The organism is Acinetobacter sp. Ac_5812 (assembly GCF_013072695.1).
In the GTDB taxonomy this organism is placed as follows: Bacteria; Pseudomonadota; Gammaproteobacteria; order Pseudomonadales; family Moraxellaceae; genus Acinetobacter.
In genome coordinates, this window is sequence record NZ_LXUK01000019.1 from 1 (window position 1) to 21051 (window position 21051).

Sequence of the window (21051 nt, forward strand, 5' to 3'; positions counted from 1 at the left end):
CCTGCAATTGTGGTATCAACACCATCAATACGGGTATTTAAAGTCCCAACTTCAGTGGTGACACGGCTATCTAGATTGTCCACACTATTATTGGTTGCATATAGCTGTTTACCCGTTACAGCATCAGTCGAATTAACATCTAGTGTTGCATCCTTTAAATTCGTAATTTTTGTACCAGTCGCTCCAGTTAGCGTAATCAGCTCTTTACTACTTCCCGTATCATAAAATACTGCATCTGCTACCGCTGCAGTCAGAACTTTCTTATTGACCGCATCATAATCATTTTGAGCATCAGCAATATTGGTGATACGTTTTTCCGCCCCAGCCTTACCTACTGATACTGTATTCGCTTCATCAGCCACTGAACCAGCACCTAAGGCAACACTATTATCTGCATAAGCTTTACTTTCTGCACCGATGGCTGTGGCCTTATCGCCAAATGCAGTTGAGCGTGAACCTGCAGCCAATGCCTGTTGACCAACAGCAATCGCCCCACCTTTTTCAACCGCCTGCATTAAGGCATTCATTTCTTCTATGGTGAATGCTTTACCGCCTAAAGTCACGGGATGTGTAGGATTATTAGGATCAAAAGAAAAATCTAGGCCATCAATTTTTCCCGTCATTGTAGATGAATCAATTTCAAGGATACGACCACTCAAAACGGTTAGCGGTTGAGTAGGATCAAAACTTGATTGATCTTCCAAAGCCCCCCCCATGACGGAGCTGGCATTGCCCAGAGCCGCTCCACCAACACCAACGGCACTACTACTTTTGCCCACGGCTGAATTATCATTACCAAATGCATGACTAGACTGACCACTTGCCAAGTTATTTGAACCAAAGGCACTACTCTTGAATCCTAAGGCTTTGTTCGCATTACCGACTGCACTACTTCCCATCCCACTCGCTAGATTATCTGTACCTAAAGCAGCGCTATCCATTGCTTGTGCCTTATTCTCATGACCGAGTGCACTACTATCTAAACCAGATGCTTCGTTTTTATAACCGAATGCACTACCACGTACTCCCGTTACCGAGTTCTGAGAACCAAAAGCCGAACTGTCTACACTTTGAGCTGTGTTGAGATATCCAACAGCATTACTATTGATACCCAATGCCTTATTGGCTGCACCCACTGCACTAGTATTCTGGTGTGCTGCCTGATTATCAAAGCCTAACGCATTTGAAAAAACACCCGTTGCCTCATTGTCGTATCCGACACTGGTACTATTTCCACCTAATGCTTTATTCGCTTGACCAACGGCCGTACTGGCAACTCCTGTTGCCGTATTGTTATGACCAACGGCTGTTGCAATATCACCCGCAACGTTTCTGGCACCTACAGTGGTGCTATGGTTTCCTGCTGCAATATTTTGATTACCGACAGACGTACTATTTGTACCGAAAGCGATTGAGCCTCCATTCTCGATCGATTTTAAGAAATCCTGCACATCCTGCTGACTCACCGCTAGACCATTGATATGTGTAATTGATGCAGTTGAAAGATCTAATGCAGTGACTGGAATACCATTAATCGCTGTAAGCTTAGTTCCATCATTACTATAAAAAGCATAGGTGAAACCTGTTGATGCCCCAACTGTAGTTGATCCGGTTTGTTGACTTAAATTATTGCTCCCCGCAGCAAAACTCAGGTTACCTTTGGCTTTATTTGACACCCCTACCGCACTACTGGATGAGCCTAACGCAATATTGGCTACACCAATCGCATTACTTTGTGCCCCAATACTGTAGTTTTGGTTACCAATCGCATTACTCTCTGTGCCAAATGCAATATTGCCGCCATACCCCACATTAGTTACAAATGCCGTACTTTGTTCTGAAGTCAATGTTAAGTTATTAATCGCAGTTAACTTGCTTGGATTATTGGTTAAATCAAGCCATGATGTTGCGGTACTGGTAACACGAACACCATTAATACTACTGACTACTCCCGCTGTATAGCCCACAGTAGGATTTACCGCACTGTTCCGAATCGCACTACCCATTGCTGTAGAAGATGAACCTAATGCAGTATTTCGTGTACCGATTGCATTACTATTGGCCTGTGCTGCAATGTTACGTGTCCCGACAGCATTACTATTAGCAAGGACCGCTCTATTATCAGCACCAATGGCATTGCTATTATCTTTTAATGCAACGTTATTATTACCAATCGCGCTACTGGTATAGCCTATTGCACTGTTTTTAGAGCCAACTGCACTACTTTGTTGATCTACTGCAATATTCTGTGAGCCTACTGCCGTTGATTGCACTCCCCAAGCCACATTAGCACCCGCTTGAAGTGCATTAATCAAATCTGTGACTTGGCTTTGTGTCACACTGACGCCATTGACCGCCGTAATCGTACTTACAGTTAATCCCGTCGCAGTAACAGGAATATCATTAATATATGTAATCTTGGTCCCATCATTTTTATAATTCACTGTACCAAATGCTGAGGAGGCACCTATAGCAGTTGCACCCAGTTGCTGTGCCAAATTCTTGCTACCAACGGCAACACTTCGCATACCATTTGCAATGTTTTGATAACCAACTGCACTACTGAATTGACCTGATGCTGTATTTTGGCGACCAACTGCACTGCTACCCGATGCTGAAGCGACGTTATAGGAACCCAAAGCATTACTATCTACACCAGAAGAGGTATTGGCATGACCTACTGCACTACTATACTCCCCAGAAGCAAGATTGGTCCGACCTAAAGCATTAGTGGTAGAAGCAATTGCCTTATTATTTGAACCTAGCGCATTACTGTTTAGACCTAGCGCAATATTTTCATTGCCCATCGCGTTACTTGCCGAACCAATGGCAGCATTGCTGCCATAACGTAAAGCATTTACATAAGCTGATTTCTGTTCTTCACTCAGTACCATCCCATTCACAGAAGTCAGTTTGGTCGGGTTATCACGTAAATCGGTCCAACTTGTTGCTGTACTCACAACCGTTACACCATCAATAGCATCTACAACTCCTGCTGTTACAATAACGCCGGGAGGGGTTCGGCCTGCTGGACTCGTTGCGCTACCAACTGCCGTTGAGGATTGCCCTACACTGGTATTTAAATAACCAAGCGCACTACTGTTTGCTCCCCTCGCTGTATTACCATAACCAACTGCGGTCGAGTTAGCACCTAAAGTAATACCACCAACCCCCAAGACACTACTATTCTCTGCTAATGCTAAATTTCCACCCCATTGCAACCGTTCTAAAAAAGCTTGTCTTTCTGTAGCAGTCACAGCAGTACCATTTACATGTGTAATCGTTGCGGTTGTATTACCTGTCGCTGTGACAGGAATCCCGTTGATTTCTGTAATGATACCCAATCCATTTGTTGTTATAGATGTAGGTCTTAATGAGGAAATATTAGAACCAACGGCAACACTTGATTTGTTCTGACTATAATTATTGACCCCAATCGAAGTTCCATAATCATGGAGCGCGACATTATCATGACCTATTGCACTACTTGCATGCATTAAAGCAGTATTGTTATAGCCAACCGCAACACTTGCATTCCCTCTCGCCTCATTTGAATAACCTATCGCTGTACTCGAAGCACTAGTTACGATATTAGCAACGCCAACTGCACTACTATTTGTACCTACAGCAATATTCCCCCCCTTTTTCGCTGCTTGAATAAAAGCAGCCACTTTATCAGGGGCAGCAGCTTTGGTCGTGGTAATACCGTTTATGGTAAATGAATCGATATCATCAAGGCTGGTACTAGTCGAAGTGACTGAAATCTCTGCAACTTTGGTTAAAGTCGTACCATTATTTTCCGTTGCGTGTGCAACACCAGATGTCGATCCTAATGCTGTATCATTGCTGTTATGGGCATAGTTATCCGATACTCCAATAGCCGAAAACAGGCTTTGCACCTGCCCTAGATTAACGGCATCCGTTCCTTGTGTACCTGCTGCAACATTAGTGATTCGTTTTTCTGCACCACTACGCCCTACTGATACTGTATTGGCTTCATTGGCTAGAGAATTATTACCGATAGCAGTTGCACCATCAGCTATAGCTTGGCTATTGGTACCAAAAACACTACTATTCAATTTGGTCGCATTATTATTAAAGCCTACCGCAGCACTAGACTCTCCCAAAGTGAGGTTTTTTACACCTACTGCACTGCTAAATCGGCCTACAGCTATATTTCCACCAATTTGCAAATTTGTAAGAAAACGATCCCTTTCAGCAGTACTAACAGCCTGACCGTTAATATGTGTGATCGTCGATCTAGATGCCCCAGTGGCTGTTACAGCAATATCATTTACGCTAACCAATACGCCATTTTGTATATTATCTACGAGTAATCGATGATGTTGAGGATTTAAAGCATTGGTTGCGGTTCCAATTGCAGTAGAACCCAGTCCAATACTTGAATTTAAAAATCCGACTGAGACAGCTCCCTCAGAAGAAACCGTGTTGTAGCTACCTAGAGCAGAATTAAAGCCAGTGCCACTTACAAAGTTATCCGACCCAATAGCAAGCGAGCCACCCAAAAGACTAGATATCGTATTATTTAGACCACATACGAAAGTCCCAGACAGTGCCGTACTCCCTCCACTTCCACCACTACCATTTACATCACAAACCTCAGCCCAAACATTACTTCCTGTAACCAGAGCAATGCTTAAAACTAGCGTTTGTAGGCTAAATCCCCGATATGAAATAGAGCGTGCTGTGACAGCATCCGAACTGACTAGCACTCCAGTGGTATTGTCTGTTTTACCAGCACTTCTGGCATTTTCAGATACAACAACCATACGCCCCAGTGATTTATTCCAAATTTTTTTAAAGATGTGATTCATATCCGTACCTATATTTTTAATCAGTCGGTACAATTACAAAACATTACACTAAAACATGTATATCACTGAAAACTGGTATTTTGATTAATGGTAGTGAGTTTTTCGCATAAAAAATAACAGTGAATAAATACGACAAACCCATCAATGGGTATTGTAATGATAAGAACTTCTTTTCCCTATTTACTCTGTAATATAAATAATCATTTCATCAGGTAACCACTCTCAACTCTTTATTAAAAAATAAAAAAGGTGTTAAAGTTTTCCCTTAACACCCTAATCTATTTAAGAACTAATATCTTTTTTGAACTTTTCAATTAACTCAAGATAAGCTTCTGGTACATCTTTAAATTTTTGGGCAAATTCAGCAATACTGTCAGGCGACACAAACATAAATGTATTGGCTTCCTGTGTTAAGTCTATAGAAGTATTACTGACTGTGGCACACGATGTTTTTACTAACTCATGGTGAGTATTTTTACTGGCATAAAAAACACGTACAGTGACGGATGGTGCGCCAAATAGCTCTTCACAGAAAAATAATAGATGGGCAATCTTGGTTTTATCATCTTCTGTTCGAGAGCTAAACTCCCCATTTAAAGCACTTAACACACTTTTAGCAATTAATAAGGCATTACCTGTTGCTACACCAGGTAAAAGCTGCTGTATAATTTGAGTATCGATTGTTACACTCTTCTCCTTGATATGAAGTGTATGATAACTTTTCTGGACTTCAACAAAAAAACCAGACTTGCGAATTAAGGCTGTCCATGCTTCATAGTCAAACAAGGTTTTCTCTGCTGCGCCTAAAGCTGCTGTCATCGCAGCGAATAATACCGTCACACTTTCAAATAACTTCTTGGTTCTGTCATTAATCCCATCGACGTTCGCTGTCATCGCATAAAATATATTTCCCGTTTGATTTAAACGGAAATAGACTTTTTCCTCCTTATCCCCAGTTGGTTCATCTGCCATGAGCTGAGTATTTTCTTCCTTATTGAGCTCCTCTGAAACAAATGTATAGCGATTAAGGTTCACCTCTCCAGCATCAACAAGCGTATTTATTTCTTTAAGTTTCATCATTTATCCTTATATAAAAATTTCATCTTATAAAAATCAAGTACAACATTATTATTTAAAACACCTAAACAAAGCCTGATTAATTAAATCATCTATCCACCCTCCACCTTCTTGTCTAATATTTCAGTCCAACATTTCACACTGCTGTACCTTATATTGCTTTAAAGTACAACTTTTATATTTCTCCAAATGTACAATAGAAGACTGCATTGATTCAGGTATAATAATTTCAAAATCATTATCTAGATTGACGTAACATTTAAAAATATAGTTCTGCTTGCCAAGTTCGTCCATAAAACCCCCATCTCCTAGTGGAATACCTAACTGCCTTACACTTTCAATCAAATCATTCATATCAATTTTTCCCGTTTTAAATGATTCATCATAAGTGATTAATACATTTACATCTTTTTGAAAAGATACTTTATGAATATAACCAGTCCCATTTCCATCTGTTGTTTCAACCGTGCTGGGCAAATAGCCACATGCCGTTTTTTCTTCTGGTGCCAGATAAAAACCGTTCCAGTGATGATTACTTTTTAATTTTTCTTCACTCTTATTAAATAGATCTTTTACCAATTTTTCACTCGAAGCCTTAAATCCACAAAAACCTTCTTTTATTACCTCTCTGGATATTTCCATCTTTTTAACTCATATAATAAACAAGCATCAAATTTAAACAAACGAAAAAACAATTCATATCACTGAAAACTGGTATTTCCATAAAAAATATTAATTTCCAATATAAACAATATAAACTTTCAATCGAATATTTTATAAATTAAATGCGATTTCAGTTAAAAATTTAGTTAAAATAAAACCCCAAATACCCAATTACAGTGATAGTCAAAAAATCAAATCAACTCTATGATGGCAACTGAAAACAATAATGGTTAAGGATGATCTCTGTGTCTCAGAATGAACTCACATTACCTGTGCCCGTATTTATTCTGGAAGATGATGCAATCATGCAACAACGCCTGAAAAAAATATTATTGGAAATCGGCTATACACAGGATGCCCTAATTTTTGCGCAAACCCTTGCTCAGGGAATAGAAACACTTCAGCAAAGCCCTATTTCTTTTGCATTGGTAGACCTTGGTCTACCTGATGGAAATGGGACTGATTTTATCGAAAAACTCAGGCAAATGGATGAATCCTCACCTGTTTTGGTGATTTCAGCATGGAGTACCCAAGAAACGATTCTTAAAGCAATCCAGACAGGCGCAACGGGTTATCTATTAAAAGAGCGCGATGATTTTGAAATCACGCTGTCTATTCGTAGTATATTAAGAGGTGGGGCACCGATAGATCCATTTATTGCTCAACAAATTTTGTCAAAAATTTCATTTGAGCCTCAAGTAAAAGAGACCGCCGCTTTACAACAAAATAATTTACTTTCAACTCGAGAGTTTGAAATTTTACAACTGGTTTCTCAAGGAATGAGTAATCGAGAAATCGCCGATTTTCTCCATTTATCAAAATATACAATCGAATGTCATATCAAACATATTTATCGAAAACTCTCGGTCAGCAGCCGATCAAAAGCAATCAATACAGCTCGCTCACTCGGTCTTTTATAAAGTCCCTTTGTCTTTGCTGGATCATCCTATGCGGACAAATTAGTGCTGCAGAAGTACCAAGCTCATCTAGATGTAGCATGCAAATTGAATCCATAGAAGTGGCTAAAGCCATCGGTGCTGATGGAACACAACGACCTGATCAGGACTGGCAACCAACCCACCTACCTGACCGTTGGCATGTGCGTTGGCCAGACTATACAGGCAGTGCCTGGTACAAAATCATCTGGAATTATCATTGTCCTCAGAACCAAAAAACGGCCGTGGCCTTAGTGATCAATAGCATTAATATGGCTGGCCAAATTTATTTAAACGATGAACTGCTATGGCAAGATAAGTCTTTGGTGGAACCACTATCCCGTAGTTGGAATATGCCTCGTCATTGGGATTTAATGCCCTCAACCTTAAAACAAGGAAAAAATACTTTATGGATTCGGGTCGTTGGTGTCGCAACACAAGAGTCTGGATTGGGCTATGTCATTTTAGACAAACCTAATCTTGCTCGAACAAAATATGAAACCTTTTGGCGTGAACAACGTGTCTTAAATTTTTTTAATCTTACCTTTTCTTTCACGCTCGGTATTATCGCTTTTTTGGTCTGGTTATTTCGAAGACAAGAGAAAGCTTTCGGTTGGTTTGCTTTAACCTCTTTTTGTTGGGTAGTCATCATGAGCAATGTCACCCTTCTGAATCCACCTTTTGGTTTAAAGACTTTAGAAATTGCAAGAATCAATATTGTCATGATTTTTGCTCATTCCTTGTGTGGTTGTTTATATGCATGGCGTTTTGCTCATCAAAGCTTTCCACGTATTGAAAAAACATTTTTTATTTGCTTTCTAGTTGTGGCTGTTTCAGCCCTCTTATTGCCTGACAAAGACTTATCTTGGTTCTTATTATTCACCTTTCTCAGTGCGATTTTTATCACTTTGGCCAATTGTATTAGCTTTCCCTTTATCGCTTATAAAGTAAAACAAATTGAAGCTTATTTATTAGCAGGTGTTTTTCTACTGTTTTTATTTATTGTGGCACATGATGTTTATCTTATTTTTAGCAAAGTAGAAAGCAGAATCACAGGCCTCATCCCTTATACCGCCCCAGTAATGACCTTATGTATTGCCATTATTTTGGCCTTACGATTATCGAAAAATGTCAAAAAAATTGAAAGGTTTAACCAGACCCTAGCGCAGAACATGATTCAGGTCAAAGATGAGCTCACTGTTTCGCTCAATGCACAGCATCAATTGGAATTAGACAATGCCAAACTACAAGAACGTTTACAACTGGCGCATGATTTACATGATGGCTTAGGCGGCTCCCTAGTGCGCTCAATGGTAATGGTGGACCAAAGCCCTACCAATTTGTCCAATCAACATTTTTTATCGATGTTAAAAATATTAAGAGATGACTTACGACAAGTCATAGATAGCGGTTCCAGTACGGGTGCAAAAGTTCCAGACACGCCTATATTATGGGGAGCACCGCTTCGTTATCGTTTCAGTCAATTATTTGACGAACTCGATATTGCATCAAAATGGTCTTTTCCAGAATCTTGGCAAACAAAACCAAGTCCTATTATTTGCTTAACTTTACTGCGAGTAGCAGAAGAAGCTTTAACCAATATTTTAAAACATAGCCAAGCAACATCTGTGCAGTTTGATCTTTCTTTTTCAAATGACTCAAAATTAGTCTTAGAAATTGAAGACAATGGAATCGGATTTAACGTTGAATCAGTTCAAACTGCGGGAATGAGTGTAGGACTACGAAGTATGCAAACTCGCTTAGAACGTTTAGGTGGCTGTTTAGATATCTATTCAAAAACTGGACGTACCTCATTAAAGGCCTGTATTCCACTTTAATTAAAATGTGTTCCAATAAGTAAATGACTTGTTGGAACACAAAAGCAGTTATTTGATTGCTTCTAGCAAAGTATGCTGTGCATTATGCGGTTCTTCACCTTCTACAGGTCGTGCGCGATCCCAAATACCATCGCCTTGTAATACCCATGCTTGCTGATTATCTTTGAGATAATTCAATAAACCGAGTTGATAGATACGCTTCTTCAAAGCGGGATCTTCAATTGGGAAACATGCTTCTACGCGATTAAATAAATTGCGATCCATCCAGTCTGCACTTGAACCATAAATACGTGGATTACCATTGTTGCTGAAATAGTAAACACGGGTATGTTCCAAGAAGCGACCTACAATCGAACGGACACGAATGTTTTCCGACAGATTTGGCAAACCAGGTCGTAAACAGCAAATCGAACGAATGATCAGGTCGACCTGTACACCCGCTTGCGATGCTTCATACAATTTATTAATCAATTGAACTTCAGTTAAAGCATTCACTTTAATAATAATTTGTGCGGGTTTACCTTCTTTGGCATTGGCAATTTCGTCATCAATATAATTGATGAGTTGAGCATGCAACGTGAATGGCGCATGCAATAGCTTTTTCGGCTTTGCCATTTTACCCATACCGGTTAATTCTTGAAAAATACGGTGTACGTCTTCACACAAGTCTTTGTCTGTGGTCATCAAACCATAGTCGGTATAGATACGTGCATTGGTGGCATGGTAGTTCCCAGTGCCTAAATGTACATAGCGCACCAGTTTATTATTTTCACGACGCACCACCAGAATCATTTTGGCATGGGTCTTATAACCTACAATACCGTATACGACCACAGCACCTGCTTCTTGTAGGACGTTGGCCACTTCAATATTAGATTCTTCATCAAAACGTGCACGTAGTTCGATGACTGCGGTCACTTCTTTACCATTTCGTGCTGCTTCGGCAAGCACTTGCACGATTTCTGAATCTGCACCACTACGATAGAGCGTTTGTTTAATTGCCAACACTTGCGGATCACGCGCAGCTTCACGCAACAATTGAATCACAGGCGCAAATGATTCAAAGGGATGATGCAATAAAATGTCCTGCTTTTGCATTGCCGCAAAAATACTTTCCGACTTTTTAAATGCTTTTGGAATCACAGGGGTATGCGAGTCATAACGTAAATGTGGACGCTTAAAGTTCGACAATAAACGCGCCAAGTTCACTGGTCCATCAACACGATAAAGTTGCTCTTCGTTTAAATCAAACTCATCCAACAAGTATTCGTAAATATGCTTTGGACAATTATGCGTGACTTCCAAACGTACTGCACGACCAAAACGGCGTGAACTTAATTCACCTTTGAGCGCTTTGGCCAGATCTTCTACATCCTCATTCAAGGCTAAGTCGGCATTACGTGTGACACGGAATTGATAACAGCCAGTCGCGGTCATGCCGGGGAACAAGTCAGAGACATGTTCATGAATGATCGCAGACAGCATCACATGATGTTCTTTACCATCGGTGAGTTCATCAGGTAAACGTACTACACGTGGTAATGAGCGTGGTGCTGGGACAACGGCGAGGTCAATCTGACGGCCAAACGCATCCTTCCCTTCAAGCGTCACAATAAAGTTTAAGCTTTTATTGACTAAGCGCGGAAACGGATGTGCAGGATCAAGACTAATTGGAGTCAGTACAGGGGCAACTTGCTCTTGGAAATACTTTTTAATCCAAGCCGATTGTGCTGGCGTTAATTCACCACGACGTAAGAAGCAAATGTCTTCTTCACGTAACTTCGGCAAGATTTGTTCATTTAAAATACGATATTGGCGTTCAATCGCAGCATGTGTTGTTTTTGAAATTTGATCTAAAACTTGTTTAGGTGTTAAGCCATCTGGTGTGCGGCTTTCATTACCTAAAGTCAGTTGCTCCATCACTCCCGCAACACGAATTTCAAAGAATTCATCTAAGTTGCGTGAAAAAATCAGCAGGAAATTCATCCGTTCTAAAAGGGGGTGAAGTGGGTCGACGGCCTGCTCAAGTACACGAAGATGGAAATCGAGAATCGAAAGTTCACGATTAATATAACGGTCGTTGTAACTATATTCTATGGGCGCTGTTGTCGTCACTGCAGTATTCATACCGAACCTTGTCGCATTATCATTCATCAAGTGATGATTTAAGTATGCTGCAAAATTATGTCAATTTGGTAAAAAAGCCCAAAAATATTGGGCTTTTTTAAATTTTTTTTTGGATTATTGCGGAATTTGTATCGCATTCATATATTTTAAAATGACACGTTTACGATATTGCAGTTTGCGATCATTGCGGTTGTCTTGATAGTACTTTGGATTAGGCAATAATGCCGCCAAGAAAGCCGCTTGTTCTCGGCTTAAACTTTTTGAACTTTTGCCATAATAAAATTGAGCCGCTGCCTCAACCCCATAAATGTTTTGACCAAATTCAACCGAGTTCATATACACTTCTAAAATGCGGCGTTTTGACCACATCCGCTCCATCATCCATGTGGCAACTGCTTCTTGCCCCTTACGGATAAATGAGCGCTGATTATAAAGAAATAAATTTTTAGCCAACTGTTGTGAAACCGTTGATCCACCCGCAACCAACTCACCTTTTTCACTATTTCGTTCCAATGCAAATTGAATTCCAGCCCAGTCAAAACCATGATGATGGATAAACTTAGCATCTTCACCCGCTAATATTGCACGTTTGAAATTATCACTAATTTCATCGTAATCGCGCCATTCCTGTTTAATCGGTTTGAAGTCAGTCAAATAGTCTGCACGCATAAACATCGTCGTTTCAACCGGATGGGTCCGCCACCAGACCAAACTACCAAAGATCCATAACTGAATCAGTAGAATGACGCCGATAATCAACATTACTGCGCGTGCTAAAAAGGCTTTCATTAAAATGCATCACTCCATCGTGCAACAAATTCATGCTAAGCTATTTTTTATATCAATAACTAGCGTAAACACATGACTGAAACGACTCCACCACAAATTAATCAAAAATTGCAAATACAAACATGGTGGTTTACTGCGCTATTGATCGCAGTCAATGTCGGATTATTTGGCTGGCAAATTCTTTCAGGGGTGAATATTACCGACCCTGCCCCAGTAGATGCAATCGCTTGGGGTGCAGATTTTACCCCACTGACCTTCACATCTGAACCTGAACGCTTATTCAGCAGTATGTTTTTTCATTTTGGCATGATTCATTTAATGCTAAATATGTGGGCACTGTATATTTTCGGAAGTGTAGCCGAACAGCTATTTGGCCGCAGCTACTATATTGGTCTGTATTTTCTAGCCGGTTTAATGGGCAGTGTACTGTCGAGCTATTTAAGCATTCGTGATGGCTATGCACTATTGCAACATTTTGATCCTAAACTGCTTCCACACATTAGTGCTGGGGCCTCAGGCGCAGTGATGGGCCTTGGTGCTGCGTTGACCGTCGTATCCTTATTTCCACCTTTGCCACAACAGCGTTTTTGGCTAGATAAAAAGTCATTACTGATGATTATGGGAATTAACCTTGTCTTTGGTTTTACCGTTTCAGGCATTAATAATGCTGCTCATATTGGCGGTATGATCATGGGAGCTTTATTAGCTGCGACATGGTATTTCAGTCAAAAGATGCAAAATAAGGGCCTCTTCCAGATTATCGCCTTAGGTAGTGGACTGCTGCTACTTACTGCATTTTATTGGTATTGCACAGTGTTAAGCACAGGACTCAATCCTTTATGGCAGGAGATATTGGGACAAAATGGATTGATAAAATAATTTTATTTTTCAATTTTTTGAAAATGGAGTCGAATAGAGTGCTTTGTCATTTTCAAATTTTGTATAACTGACTAGACCACACTTTTTAAACACACTGAGTGTGTTATAAATTGTACCTTGAGATAAATACTGCCCCGACTTATGGGAAATATAGCCTATTTCATGCGCAGTAAGGGCCGTATTTGACTCAAATAAAATTTTAAGTACCTGAATACGCGGAATGGTCACTCGAAAGTTATATTGCGCTAATTTCTGCATATAAAACTGCATATTATCAATTTTATTCATATCAGTTGAACCTATTCAAATTATATAAAAGCGATTAAGCACAGTACATAAACTGTGCTTAATCTTTATTTGAATTAAATTAGAACTTGAAATTCATACCTAAACGAAATGCTCGTGGAGATCCTGGGGTAATATTATTATTGCTGTGTGCAGATAAATAATATTTCTTATCGAACAAGTTCTCTACATTGAGCTGTAATTGCACTGACTTACTTGCGCTGTAGTAAAGTGCCGCATCTGTACGGAAATAACCGGGTAATTCCACATTTGGAATTGGTGCTGCTGTTGTCGCAATTAACTCATTCGCAGCAAACATTTTAGACTTATAGGATAAACCTAAACCTGCCCCCCACACTGGCGTAAAGTCATAGCGGTTCCACAAAGAAATCGTGTGTTTTGGAACTTGCGCAACTTGGGCACCGTCACGTAACGTAGCCGTTGTATCCGCTGTAAACTCTGCTTTGGTGAATGCATAGCCAGCTTTCATACTCCATTGTGGCGTAATATTACCGTTCAGCTCTAATTCAATACCCTGACTACGTTGACCATCCCCTAGAATCGTTTTGGTTGCATCATTCGGGTCTAATATGATGACATTGGTACGATCTAAACGATAAGCAGCAAAGGTTGCAGCGAGGTCTGGTTTAATATCCCATTTTGCACCAAGCTCATAGTTCACGAATTTTTCAGGATCAAGCTCTTTATTGGTCACAGATAAACTAGATAACTGATCTCCTGCGCGAGGTTGATAAGCTAAACTGTAATTTGCATATAAAGAAACTGGTTCAATAGGCTTATAAATCAACCCGACTCTAGGTGAAAATAACGAATCTTTGGCGTCGATGGTTGCGGAAGTCCGTTTATTTAAAAACTCATTTTTAATATGGTCGTAACGTACGCCAGCAATGATTTGAAAATTCTTATTCAGCTCAATTTGATCTTGTAAGTATAGTCCAAAGTTTTTTGAATCGCTTTTATTATCTGCATCTGAAGCAGCTTGTTTAAAGGTGATGAGTTCATTCGTAGTTGGATTTGATAATGGAACAGAAACTGAAGTCGCTGTAGCTGCTGCCCCAAAATATCCAGTCTCTCTAAAATTTGCCGTCTTCTGTTTAGCAATTTCAATACCTGCTAATAACGTATGTCGAATCCCAGCAGTGTCAAATTTAAAGTTTAAATCTGTTTGGTTGAAAATACTTTCACGCGTAGTCGCGTTGTTATATGCAGCAATAGAAACTTCTGTTCCTGCTGCATTTACCGCCCCAGGGAAAACGTTTTGATAAAATTTATCTTGATCAGACCAACGAGTTTTGTTTGTTATTTTAAAATTTTCATTAAACTGATGCGAAAGCACGGCAGTTAAGGCATCGAGTTCAGTATTGGTTGGACTTAGTTTCGCATTACCAAAGAAAGTTGAACGATCTGTATCAACTGGTTTTCCTTTAAATGAAGGAATGCCACGATCAGCAATACGATCATCTTTAAAATGTTCATAACCAAGTGTCAATTTTGTATCAGACGAGAGCTTGAAAGCAACGGTAGGATTAATTCCAGAACGTTCAATTTTAACGCCATCTCGATAAGAGTCTGAATTCTCATATAACCCGTTTAAACGCAGTGCAATATCTTCATTTAAAGCTTGATTAATATCGACTGTGGCACGTCGGTTATTGTCTGTTCCAAAAGTTAGAGAACCTCCTAGATTCGAATTCCATTCAGGAACTTTACTCAGGCGGTTGATTAATCCACCAACTGCACTCCGACCAAAAATCATACCATTCGGGCCTTTAAGCACCTCTACTCGATCAATATTATATAAATCACGATAGTACTGAACATCATCCCGTACACCATCTACAAAAAAATCAGCGGTTGTAGAGAAACCACGGAAAATAGGTGTTTCACGGTTCCCTTCACCCTGTTGGAAACCCAGACCAGGTACATAACGAGTTGCTTCTGCAATACTTTGTGCAGCGGTATCACGAATTTGGTCTTGTGTTACGATCGAAACTGATTGGGGAGTATCCCGTAACAATGTGTCCGTTTTAGTTGCAGTACTACTTTTTTTCACAACGTATTTTGTATCAACATCGGCCTTGACTTCAATTGTAGGCAATAGACTGGCAGTTGCTGTATCTGCAGCAATCGCATTTGAGCCAGCAATTAAAGATAAAGCGGAGACTAAAACATTTAAAGGAAATACCTTTTTTTTGCACAAACTAGATTCCATAGCGGTACTCTTAGCAGCCATAATGTAAATGAAAATCACTATCAACTTACACATCGTTACATAAGCATTGTCAGTTTTCTGTCAGATTGCTCAACCTTCTTGAAAATGACAATCATTTCATTCTTTGCTATTGTTGCTTGGCTAAATATCAAAGGTGTTATGAAATGGAATTAAGCACTACATCCCCAGCCGTAATACCTCAGGATTTCCACGGAAAAAACACAACAAAAATTAAAGTCCTCGTTGTCGATGACCATACCGATTTGGTTGCAAATATTTTTAGTTTTTTAGAGCGCAAAAACTTTATTTTAGATGCTGCTCAAGATGGCATAAGTGCCTTAAAACTTTGTGATGCATATCAATATGATGTGCTAGTTTTAGATTGGATGTTACCCAAACTAAATGGTGCTGATGTGTTAAAAAAACTGCGACACATTGGTTCTGATCTTCCAATCTTGATGTTAACTGCGAAAACAGAAATTAATGACAAATTAAATTGTTTTCAGTTGGGCGCTGATGATTATCTTACTAAGCCCTTTTCTATTGCGGAGTTAGAGGCACGTATTTTAGCACTGCACCAGCGTTATATCGGTAGGAAAAAAATTCTACAAGTGGGTGACCTCATTTATAATCTATCAACAGATGAAGTTACTCGAGCACAGAAACCACTTTATATTCATTCTGGAGGAAAGAAATTACTGGCAGTATTGATGCGTGAAAGTCCCAATATTGTGACTAAAGAACGCCTTGAGAATACCCTTTGGGGAGATGAACTACCCGATAAAGATCTATTACGCACTCACATCTACGAGCTTCGCAAACGCATAGACGCTCAACATGAATTAAAATTAATTAAAACAATCCCTCGTGTAGGCTACCAACTTTCTTTGGCTCCTGAAAATCCATGCACAATCGACCAAATTTAAGAAATCAAATTATTATTGGGCTCAGTATTTATAGCTTAATTTTGACTTTAATCGTCGGTCTCCATGGCTATATCGTAAATGAGAATATTGAAAAACTGGTATGGAAAACCGTATTAGACGTTGAATTTGACTATATCAAAAAGCGTTTGGACAAAGATCCTGATTTTAGTGCTTCAGTTAAAGATAGTTTTTATTGGTATGATGAAAAAAATACAGGAAAAGTTCCTAAAGCATTTTTTGCCTTAAATGCAGGAATTCATGATGAAATTGACTACGATAATAAAAAATTTGTCGTGATGGTCGAAGAAAAACCGTATAAACAAATTCTTGCAATGGATATTACTCATATTGAAACATATGAAAGTATGCTACTCGCCTCTACTTTTGTGTTTACACTCATTGTTGTTTTTCTGATGGCCATTACAGCCTATTGGGCATTGGGCCGTCTTATCAACCCAATTCTCCAAATCGCCAAAGATATCTCTAAACTTCCTCCAAATGGAGTCGGAAATAAAATCCAGCTAGAAAAATCAGTTCCATATGAGTCTTTTCTTATCTCTGATGCTTTAAACCAATATATGGATCGAATTCAACAATATATGCATAGAGAAAAAAAATTTATAAATACTGCAAGTCATGAATTAAGAACCCCCATTTCAGTGATTTCAGGTGCAATGGAAGTTGCTTTAAATCATCCAGATACAGCTCCTTCCCTCATTCCCCATCTACAACGTGCAGCTCGGGTTTCACATGAAATGGAGGAATTACTTGCTTTACTCTTAACCTTGGCCCGAGATAAAGATCGTCTGCAACGTATATCAGAAGTGATTGATCTTCGGTCTGAGCTTCCGAATATTATTGAAAATCATCTTTTCCTTTGCTCAGGTAAAAAATTAAGCATAGAGAATCAAGTGACAAGCACATTACTGGTGAGTGCACCAGCTCAAGTATTACGTATTGCGATCGGCAATTTAGTTCGGAATGCAATTGAAAACAGTGATCATGGTATCATTCAAATTTACGCTGAAAACCAAACATTATTCATTTCAGACCCAGGTCAAGACATGGATACAGCAGAATTACGTGATTTCTATACGCGATTAGCGCAATCTGGTCAACAGGGCTTTGGCGGTATTGGCATAGATCTGATATTAAGGTTGTGTGAGCATTTTGAGTGGCAACTTCAATTTAAACCAGCTCATGAAAAAGGCACCATCGTCATGCTCAGCTTTACCTGAACCAACCGTTAAAAAGAATTACGATTGGTTCATTTCTCTTAAACTTTGTAGGGGTGGAATATTGCATAAATAACTCAGGCGATAACGACCAATCAAGGTACAAATAATCATCATACTCAACGGTAAGATCAACCAAATTTCAGGATGCCATTGCACGGCCATTTGCATCCTGTGACTGGCAATGGCACTTATCACTTCTGCAAACAAACACGCCACCACACCTGACAATAATCCAATAAAACCGATTTCAAGACTGAGCATCCGTTTTAACTTATTCTTGGCAACACCAAATGAACGCAGCAACGCAACTTCTTTACGACGCTCATCCATCAGCACATTTAAACATGCAATCAGTACCAATACGCCAGAGAAGCCGACTAAGGCAGCCAGTACCGTGACAATCTGTACCAGCACATTCACCAAGCGTTTAATTTCATCCAGAATCCGTCCGACATCAATAAATACCGTATTGGAAAACTGCTGAATCAATTGCACCATTTTCGGCTGATCCGCAGGTGGCAAATAGAAGCTGCCTAAATAACTGCCCGCGTTTTCATCCATCGTTTCAGGTGAGAAGATGAAGAAAAAATTCGGACTAAAGCTTTCCCATTCGACGCTACGCAAGTTCACCACTGTGGCTTCTAAGCTACCTTCAGGCAGGCTAAAACTGAGTTGATCACCAATTTGAATGCCAAGCTCATGTGCGGTTTTTTCCTCTACAGAGACTTGTCCTGCTTTGCTAAACTTAGCTATCCCTTGGGTAATCACATTGTCTTTAGGATAAAGACTGGCTTGAGTCAGATTTAGCTCACGGCGTAATGAGTTGTTTTGCTTGACCAACTCAGGTGTAAAGGCATGTCCATTTTTAGCAACCAAACGCCCACGAATATTCGGATACAGCGGAGTCGATTGCCAACCATTCTGCTCGATCTGTTGCTTGAACTGAGGCATATCAAACGGCGGCAAACCATAGACAAATTGGTTCGGCGTGCCCACAGGCAATTGCTGCTGCCAACGCTGTAACAGGTCAGTTCGTAGAACACTCAGGACTGTAATCAAGCTCAGGCCTAGGGCCAATGCCGTAATTTGTAATGCAGTTTGATGTGGAATCCGGACATAAGCCGCTAGAAGATGTTTCCATTGTTTAACCGCTTTGAGTAGCAGCCAAATCACGGCATACATCATCGCGCAAAGCAGTAAGATTGCGCTAAGTACCAACAAGCTCAACTGTAGGTTATCACTCAGTACCAAACTAAATAGAATCAAGCTGACAATACCAATCGCAAACATTGCCACATAAGACTTGCGTGAACGCTCCTGTTGGCGAATCACCCGAATCGGTGGTGTATTTAATAATTCCCAAATGCTTGGCAAAATAAAGCCAATAAGCACCATCACACTGGTAAAAATCGCAATCGGCAAGGCATAAAGTAGGTCGATGACTGCAAAGCTCAATTGCAGTTGCGGAATCAATTGCAGCATCAGTTGCAATAAACCATAACCCAAAGCAATCCCAATCAGACTTCCTAATACAATCGACAAGGCACTTACGATTCCGAGCAAGGCAATATAGGCCAATAAAATTTGTCGCTTACTGGCACCCAAGCAACGCATCAATGCAATATGATCTTGATTTTGTTGTACATAACGCTGGCTGGTTAAGGCAATCGCGATACCACAGAGTAAAATAGTCAATAGATTAGCTAGCTGTAAGAAGGTATCCAGATTTTCAATTGGTTTCATTAAGCGGGTATTGGATTGACTGGCATCTCTGAGTTTCAGTGAACTTTGCTCACCTTCAAGTTGTTGATCTGCCTGCTGTTCAGTGTCTTGTTCAGTCTTCTGAGATTGTTTGAAAATCTTTTTATAGGCCTTGATTGAATCAGGTTCCCCCGCAAGTAGCAGTCGATATTCAATACGACTTCCAACTTGAACTGCATTGGTCTTGGCAATATCGGCTTGATGAATAATCACCGTCGGAGAGAACCCTGAAAATCCAGTCTCTTGATTAGAATCACGCTCGATTATGCCCGTGACCTTAAACTGAGCATCGGCAATTGCCAGTGGCTCCCCCATTTTTGCATGTAATAAATCCATGGCACGCTGACTTAACCAGACTTCTCCTGCTTGTATCGCCTGTGCTTTGGGTTGAATCACCAACTGACCACGTAAGGGAAAATTTCCATCTACCGCTTTGACATTGACCATCACAAACTGATCTTGGGTATGTGCCATCGAGCTAAATACGGTCACAGGGGCGTGTTTTAATTTGAGCTGATCTGCCTGTTGCAGCCAATTCGGCTGAATAGGGTCCTTGTCTGATAGGACTAAATCCCCCCCCAACATTTCAGCAGCTTGTAATGCCACCGCATTTTGGACTTGGGTATTACTAAACTTGAGCGCCGTGGTTGCACTAATTGCCAAAGACAAGGCAATAATTAGCAGATATAAGCCTCCAGTACGAAAACTTTGTAACAGTAAGGGTTTCAGGACTGAACTCATACCCCCTCCTGCAACTTGACGATTTCCTGAATTTGACCATCGGCGAGTTTGACATGGCGTTGGCAAAGTGCAGCCAAGTTTTGATCATGGGTGACCAAGACTAATGTTGTGCCTAATTCTTTATTTAAATCAAATAATAGTTGTTCAACCTCTTCCGCAGTTTGCCCATCCAGATTCCCTGTGGGTTCATCTGCAAAAATGATTTTCGGCTCGGCAATTAAAGCTCGTGCAATTGCAACACGCTGCTGCTCTCCACCTGAAAGCACTTTCGGTGTTTGCTGTGCTTGTCGAATCAATCCAACCCTTTCCAACCATGCCAATGCTTTTTGTTCTGCCTGCTTAAAATTAAAATCTGGTTGCAGACGTAAAGGCAACATCACATTTTCCAATGCGCTTAACTGCGGCAACAACTGAAAAGATTGAAAGACAAAACCAATATTTTCTAAACGGACACGGGCACGTTGTTCTTCAGTAAGCTTATGAACGGCTTCTCCACAGACCCATAACTCTCCCAGACTCGGTCGATCCAATGTCGCAAGAATACCTAATAGCGTTGATTTCCCCGAGCCCGAACGGCCAGTAATGGCAATCTGTTCACCTTGATAGATATCTAAATCTATGTCTTTTAAAATGCTCAGACTTTGCTGATTGATTTGAATGTTTTGTGTAACTTTTTGGGCAGAGATAATCGGTTGTGGCATGATGTCACGTATCCTTTAGGACA

At 40.2% G+C, this 21051-nt stretch carries 14 protein-coding genes; 5 read left to right on the forward strand and 9 right to left on the reverse strand.

What is annotated here, in order from left to right:
* From A7P55_RS13230 to A7P55_RS13240, 3 genes are all read right to left on the reverse strand, one after another.
* A partial coding sequence (locus A7P55_RS13230) for an ESPR-type extended signal peptide-containing protein (protein ID WP_289847043.1) occupies positions 1–4835 on the reverse strand: 4835 nt, incomplete at its 3' end.
* Positions 4836–5117: 282 nt separating this feature from the next.
* A complete protein-coding gene (locus A7P55_RS13235) occupies positions 5118–5912 on the reverse strand; it encodes a hypothetical protein (protein ID WP_216078047.1) in 795 nt (264 codons plus the stop codon).
* 123 nt (positions 5913–6035) lie between these two features.
* Positions 6036–6554: a hypothetical protein gene (locus A7P55_RS13240; RefSeq protein WP_171552443.1), complete on the reverse strand. Its 519-nt coding sequence runs from the start codon at positions 6552–6554 to the stop codon at positions 6036–6038.
* A 257-nt stretch (positions 6555–6811) separates the two neighbouring features.
* Between A7P55_RS13240 and A7P55_RS13245 the strand changes: the two genes are divergently transcribed.
* Both A7P55_RS13245 and A7P55_RS13250 read left to right on the forward strand, forming a co-directional pair.
* Entirely contained in the window at positions 6812–7495 is a 684-nt protein-coding gene (locus tag A7P55_RS13245) for a response regulator transcription factor (protein WP_171552444.1), read from the forward strand.
* Positions 7496–7572: 77 nt separating this feature from the next.
* Positions 7573–9348, forward strand: a complete 1776-nt coding sequence (locus A7P55_RS13250) for an ATP-binding protein (RefSeq protein ID WP_216078048.1) — start codon at positions 7573–7575, stop codon at positions 9346–9348.
* A 48-nt stretch (positions 9349–9396) separates the two neighbouring features.
* Here A7P55_RS13250 and ppk1 read toward each other — a convergent pair whose 3' ends face one another.
* Together ppk1 and mtgA are read right to left on the reverse strand one after the other, a co-directional pair.
* Positions 9397–11475, reverse strand: a complete 2079-nt coding sequence (ppk1, locus tag A7P55_RS13255; RefSeq protein ID WP_171552445.1) for a polyphosphate kinase 1 — start codon at positions 11473–11475, stop codon at positions 9397–9399.
* A gap of 114 nt (positions 11476–11589) precedes the next feature.
* Positions 11590–12264, reverse strand: a complete 675-nt coding sequence (gene mtgA, locus A7P55_RS13260) for a monofunctional biosynthetic peptidoglycan transglycosylase (protein ID WP_167250749.1) — start codon at positions 12262–12264, stop codon at positions 11590–11592.
* Positions 12265–12336: 72 nt separating this feature from the next.
* Here mtgA and A7P55_RS13265 point away from each other — a divergent pair, with 72 nt between their 5' ends.
* The gene (locus A7P55_RS13265; protein ID WP_171552446.1) at positions 12337–13143 is read left to right on the forward strand and encodes a rhomboid family intramembrane serine protease; all 807 of its coding nucleotides are present in this window, start codon (positions 12337–12339) and stop codon (positions 13141–13143) included.
* 9 nt (positions 13144–13152) lie between these two features.
* Here A7P55_RS13265 and A7P55_RS13270 read toward each other — a convergent pair whose 3' ends face one another.
* Entirely contained in the window at positions 13153–13431 is a 279-nt protein-coding gene (locus A7P55_RS13270; protein ID WP_171552447.1) for a transcriptional repressor, read from the reverse strand.
* Between the two features lie 79 nt (positions 13432–13510).
* Positions 13511–15661, reverse strand: coding sequence for a TonB-dependent siderophore receptor (locus A7P55_RS13275; RefSeq protein WP_216078049.1), 2151 nt, complete (start codon positions 15659–15661; stop codon positions 13511–13513).
* Between the two features lie 164 nt (positions 15662–15825).
* On the opposite strand from A7P55_RS13275, the gene A7P55_RS13280 reads away from it, so the two are divergent.
* Together A7P55_RS13280 and A7P55_RS13285 are read left to right on the forward strand one after the other, a co-directional pair.
* On the forward strand, positions 15826–16587 hold the full coding sequence (locus tag A7P55_RS13280; protein WP_216078050.1) for a response regulator transcription factor: 762 nt from the start codon (positions 15826–15828) through the stop codon (positions 16585–16587).
* Positions 16566–17825: a HAMP domain-containing sensor histidine kinase gene (locus A7P55_RS13285; RefSeq protein WP_171552449.1), complete on the forward strand. Its 1260-nt coding sequence runs from the start codon at positions 16566–16568 to the stop codon at positions 17823–17825. The genes A7P55_RS13280 and A7P55_RS13285 overlap by 22 nt, the downstream gene beginning before the upstream one ends.
* A gap of 18 nt (positions 17826–17843) precedes the next feature.
* On the opposite strand, the gene A7P55_RS13290 is transcribed toward A7P55_RS13285, so the two are convergent.
* Both A7P55_RS13290 and A7P55_RS13295 read right to left on the reverse strand, forming a co-directional pair.
* Complete coding sequence (locus A7P55_RS13290) at positions 17844–20327, reverse strand: FtsX-like permease family protein (RefSeq protein ID WP_171552450.1); 2484 nt, start codon at positions 20325–20327, stop codon at positions 17844–17846.
* Positions 20324–21028: an ABC transporter ATP-binding protein gene (locus tag A7P55_RS13295; protein WP_159414456.1), complete on the reverse strand. Its 705-nt coding sequence runs from the start codon at positions 21026–21028 to the stop codon at positions 20324–20326. The genes A7P55_RS13290 and A7P55_RS13295 overlap by 4 nt, the downstream gene beginning before the upstream one ends.
* Between the last annotated feature and the right edge of the window lie 23 nt (positions 21029–21051).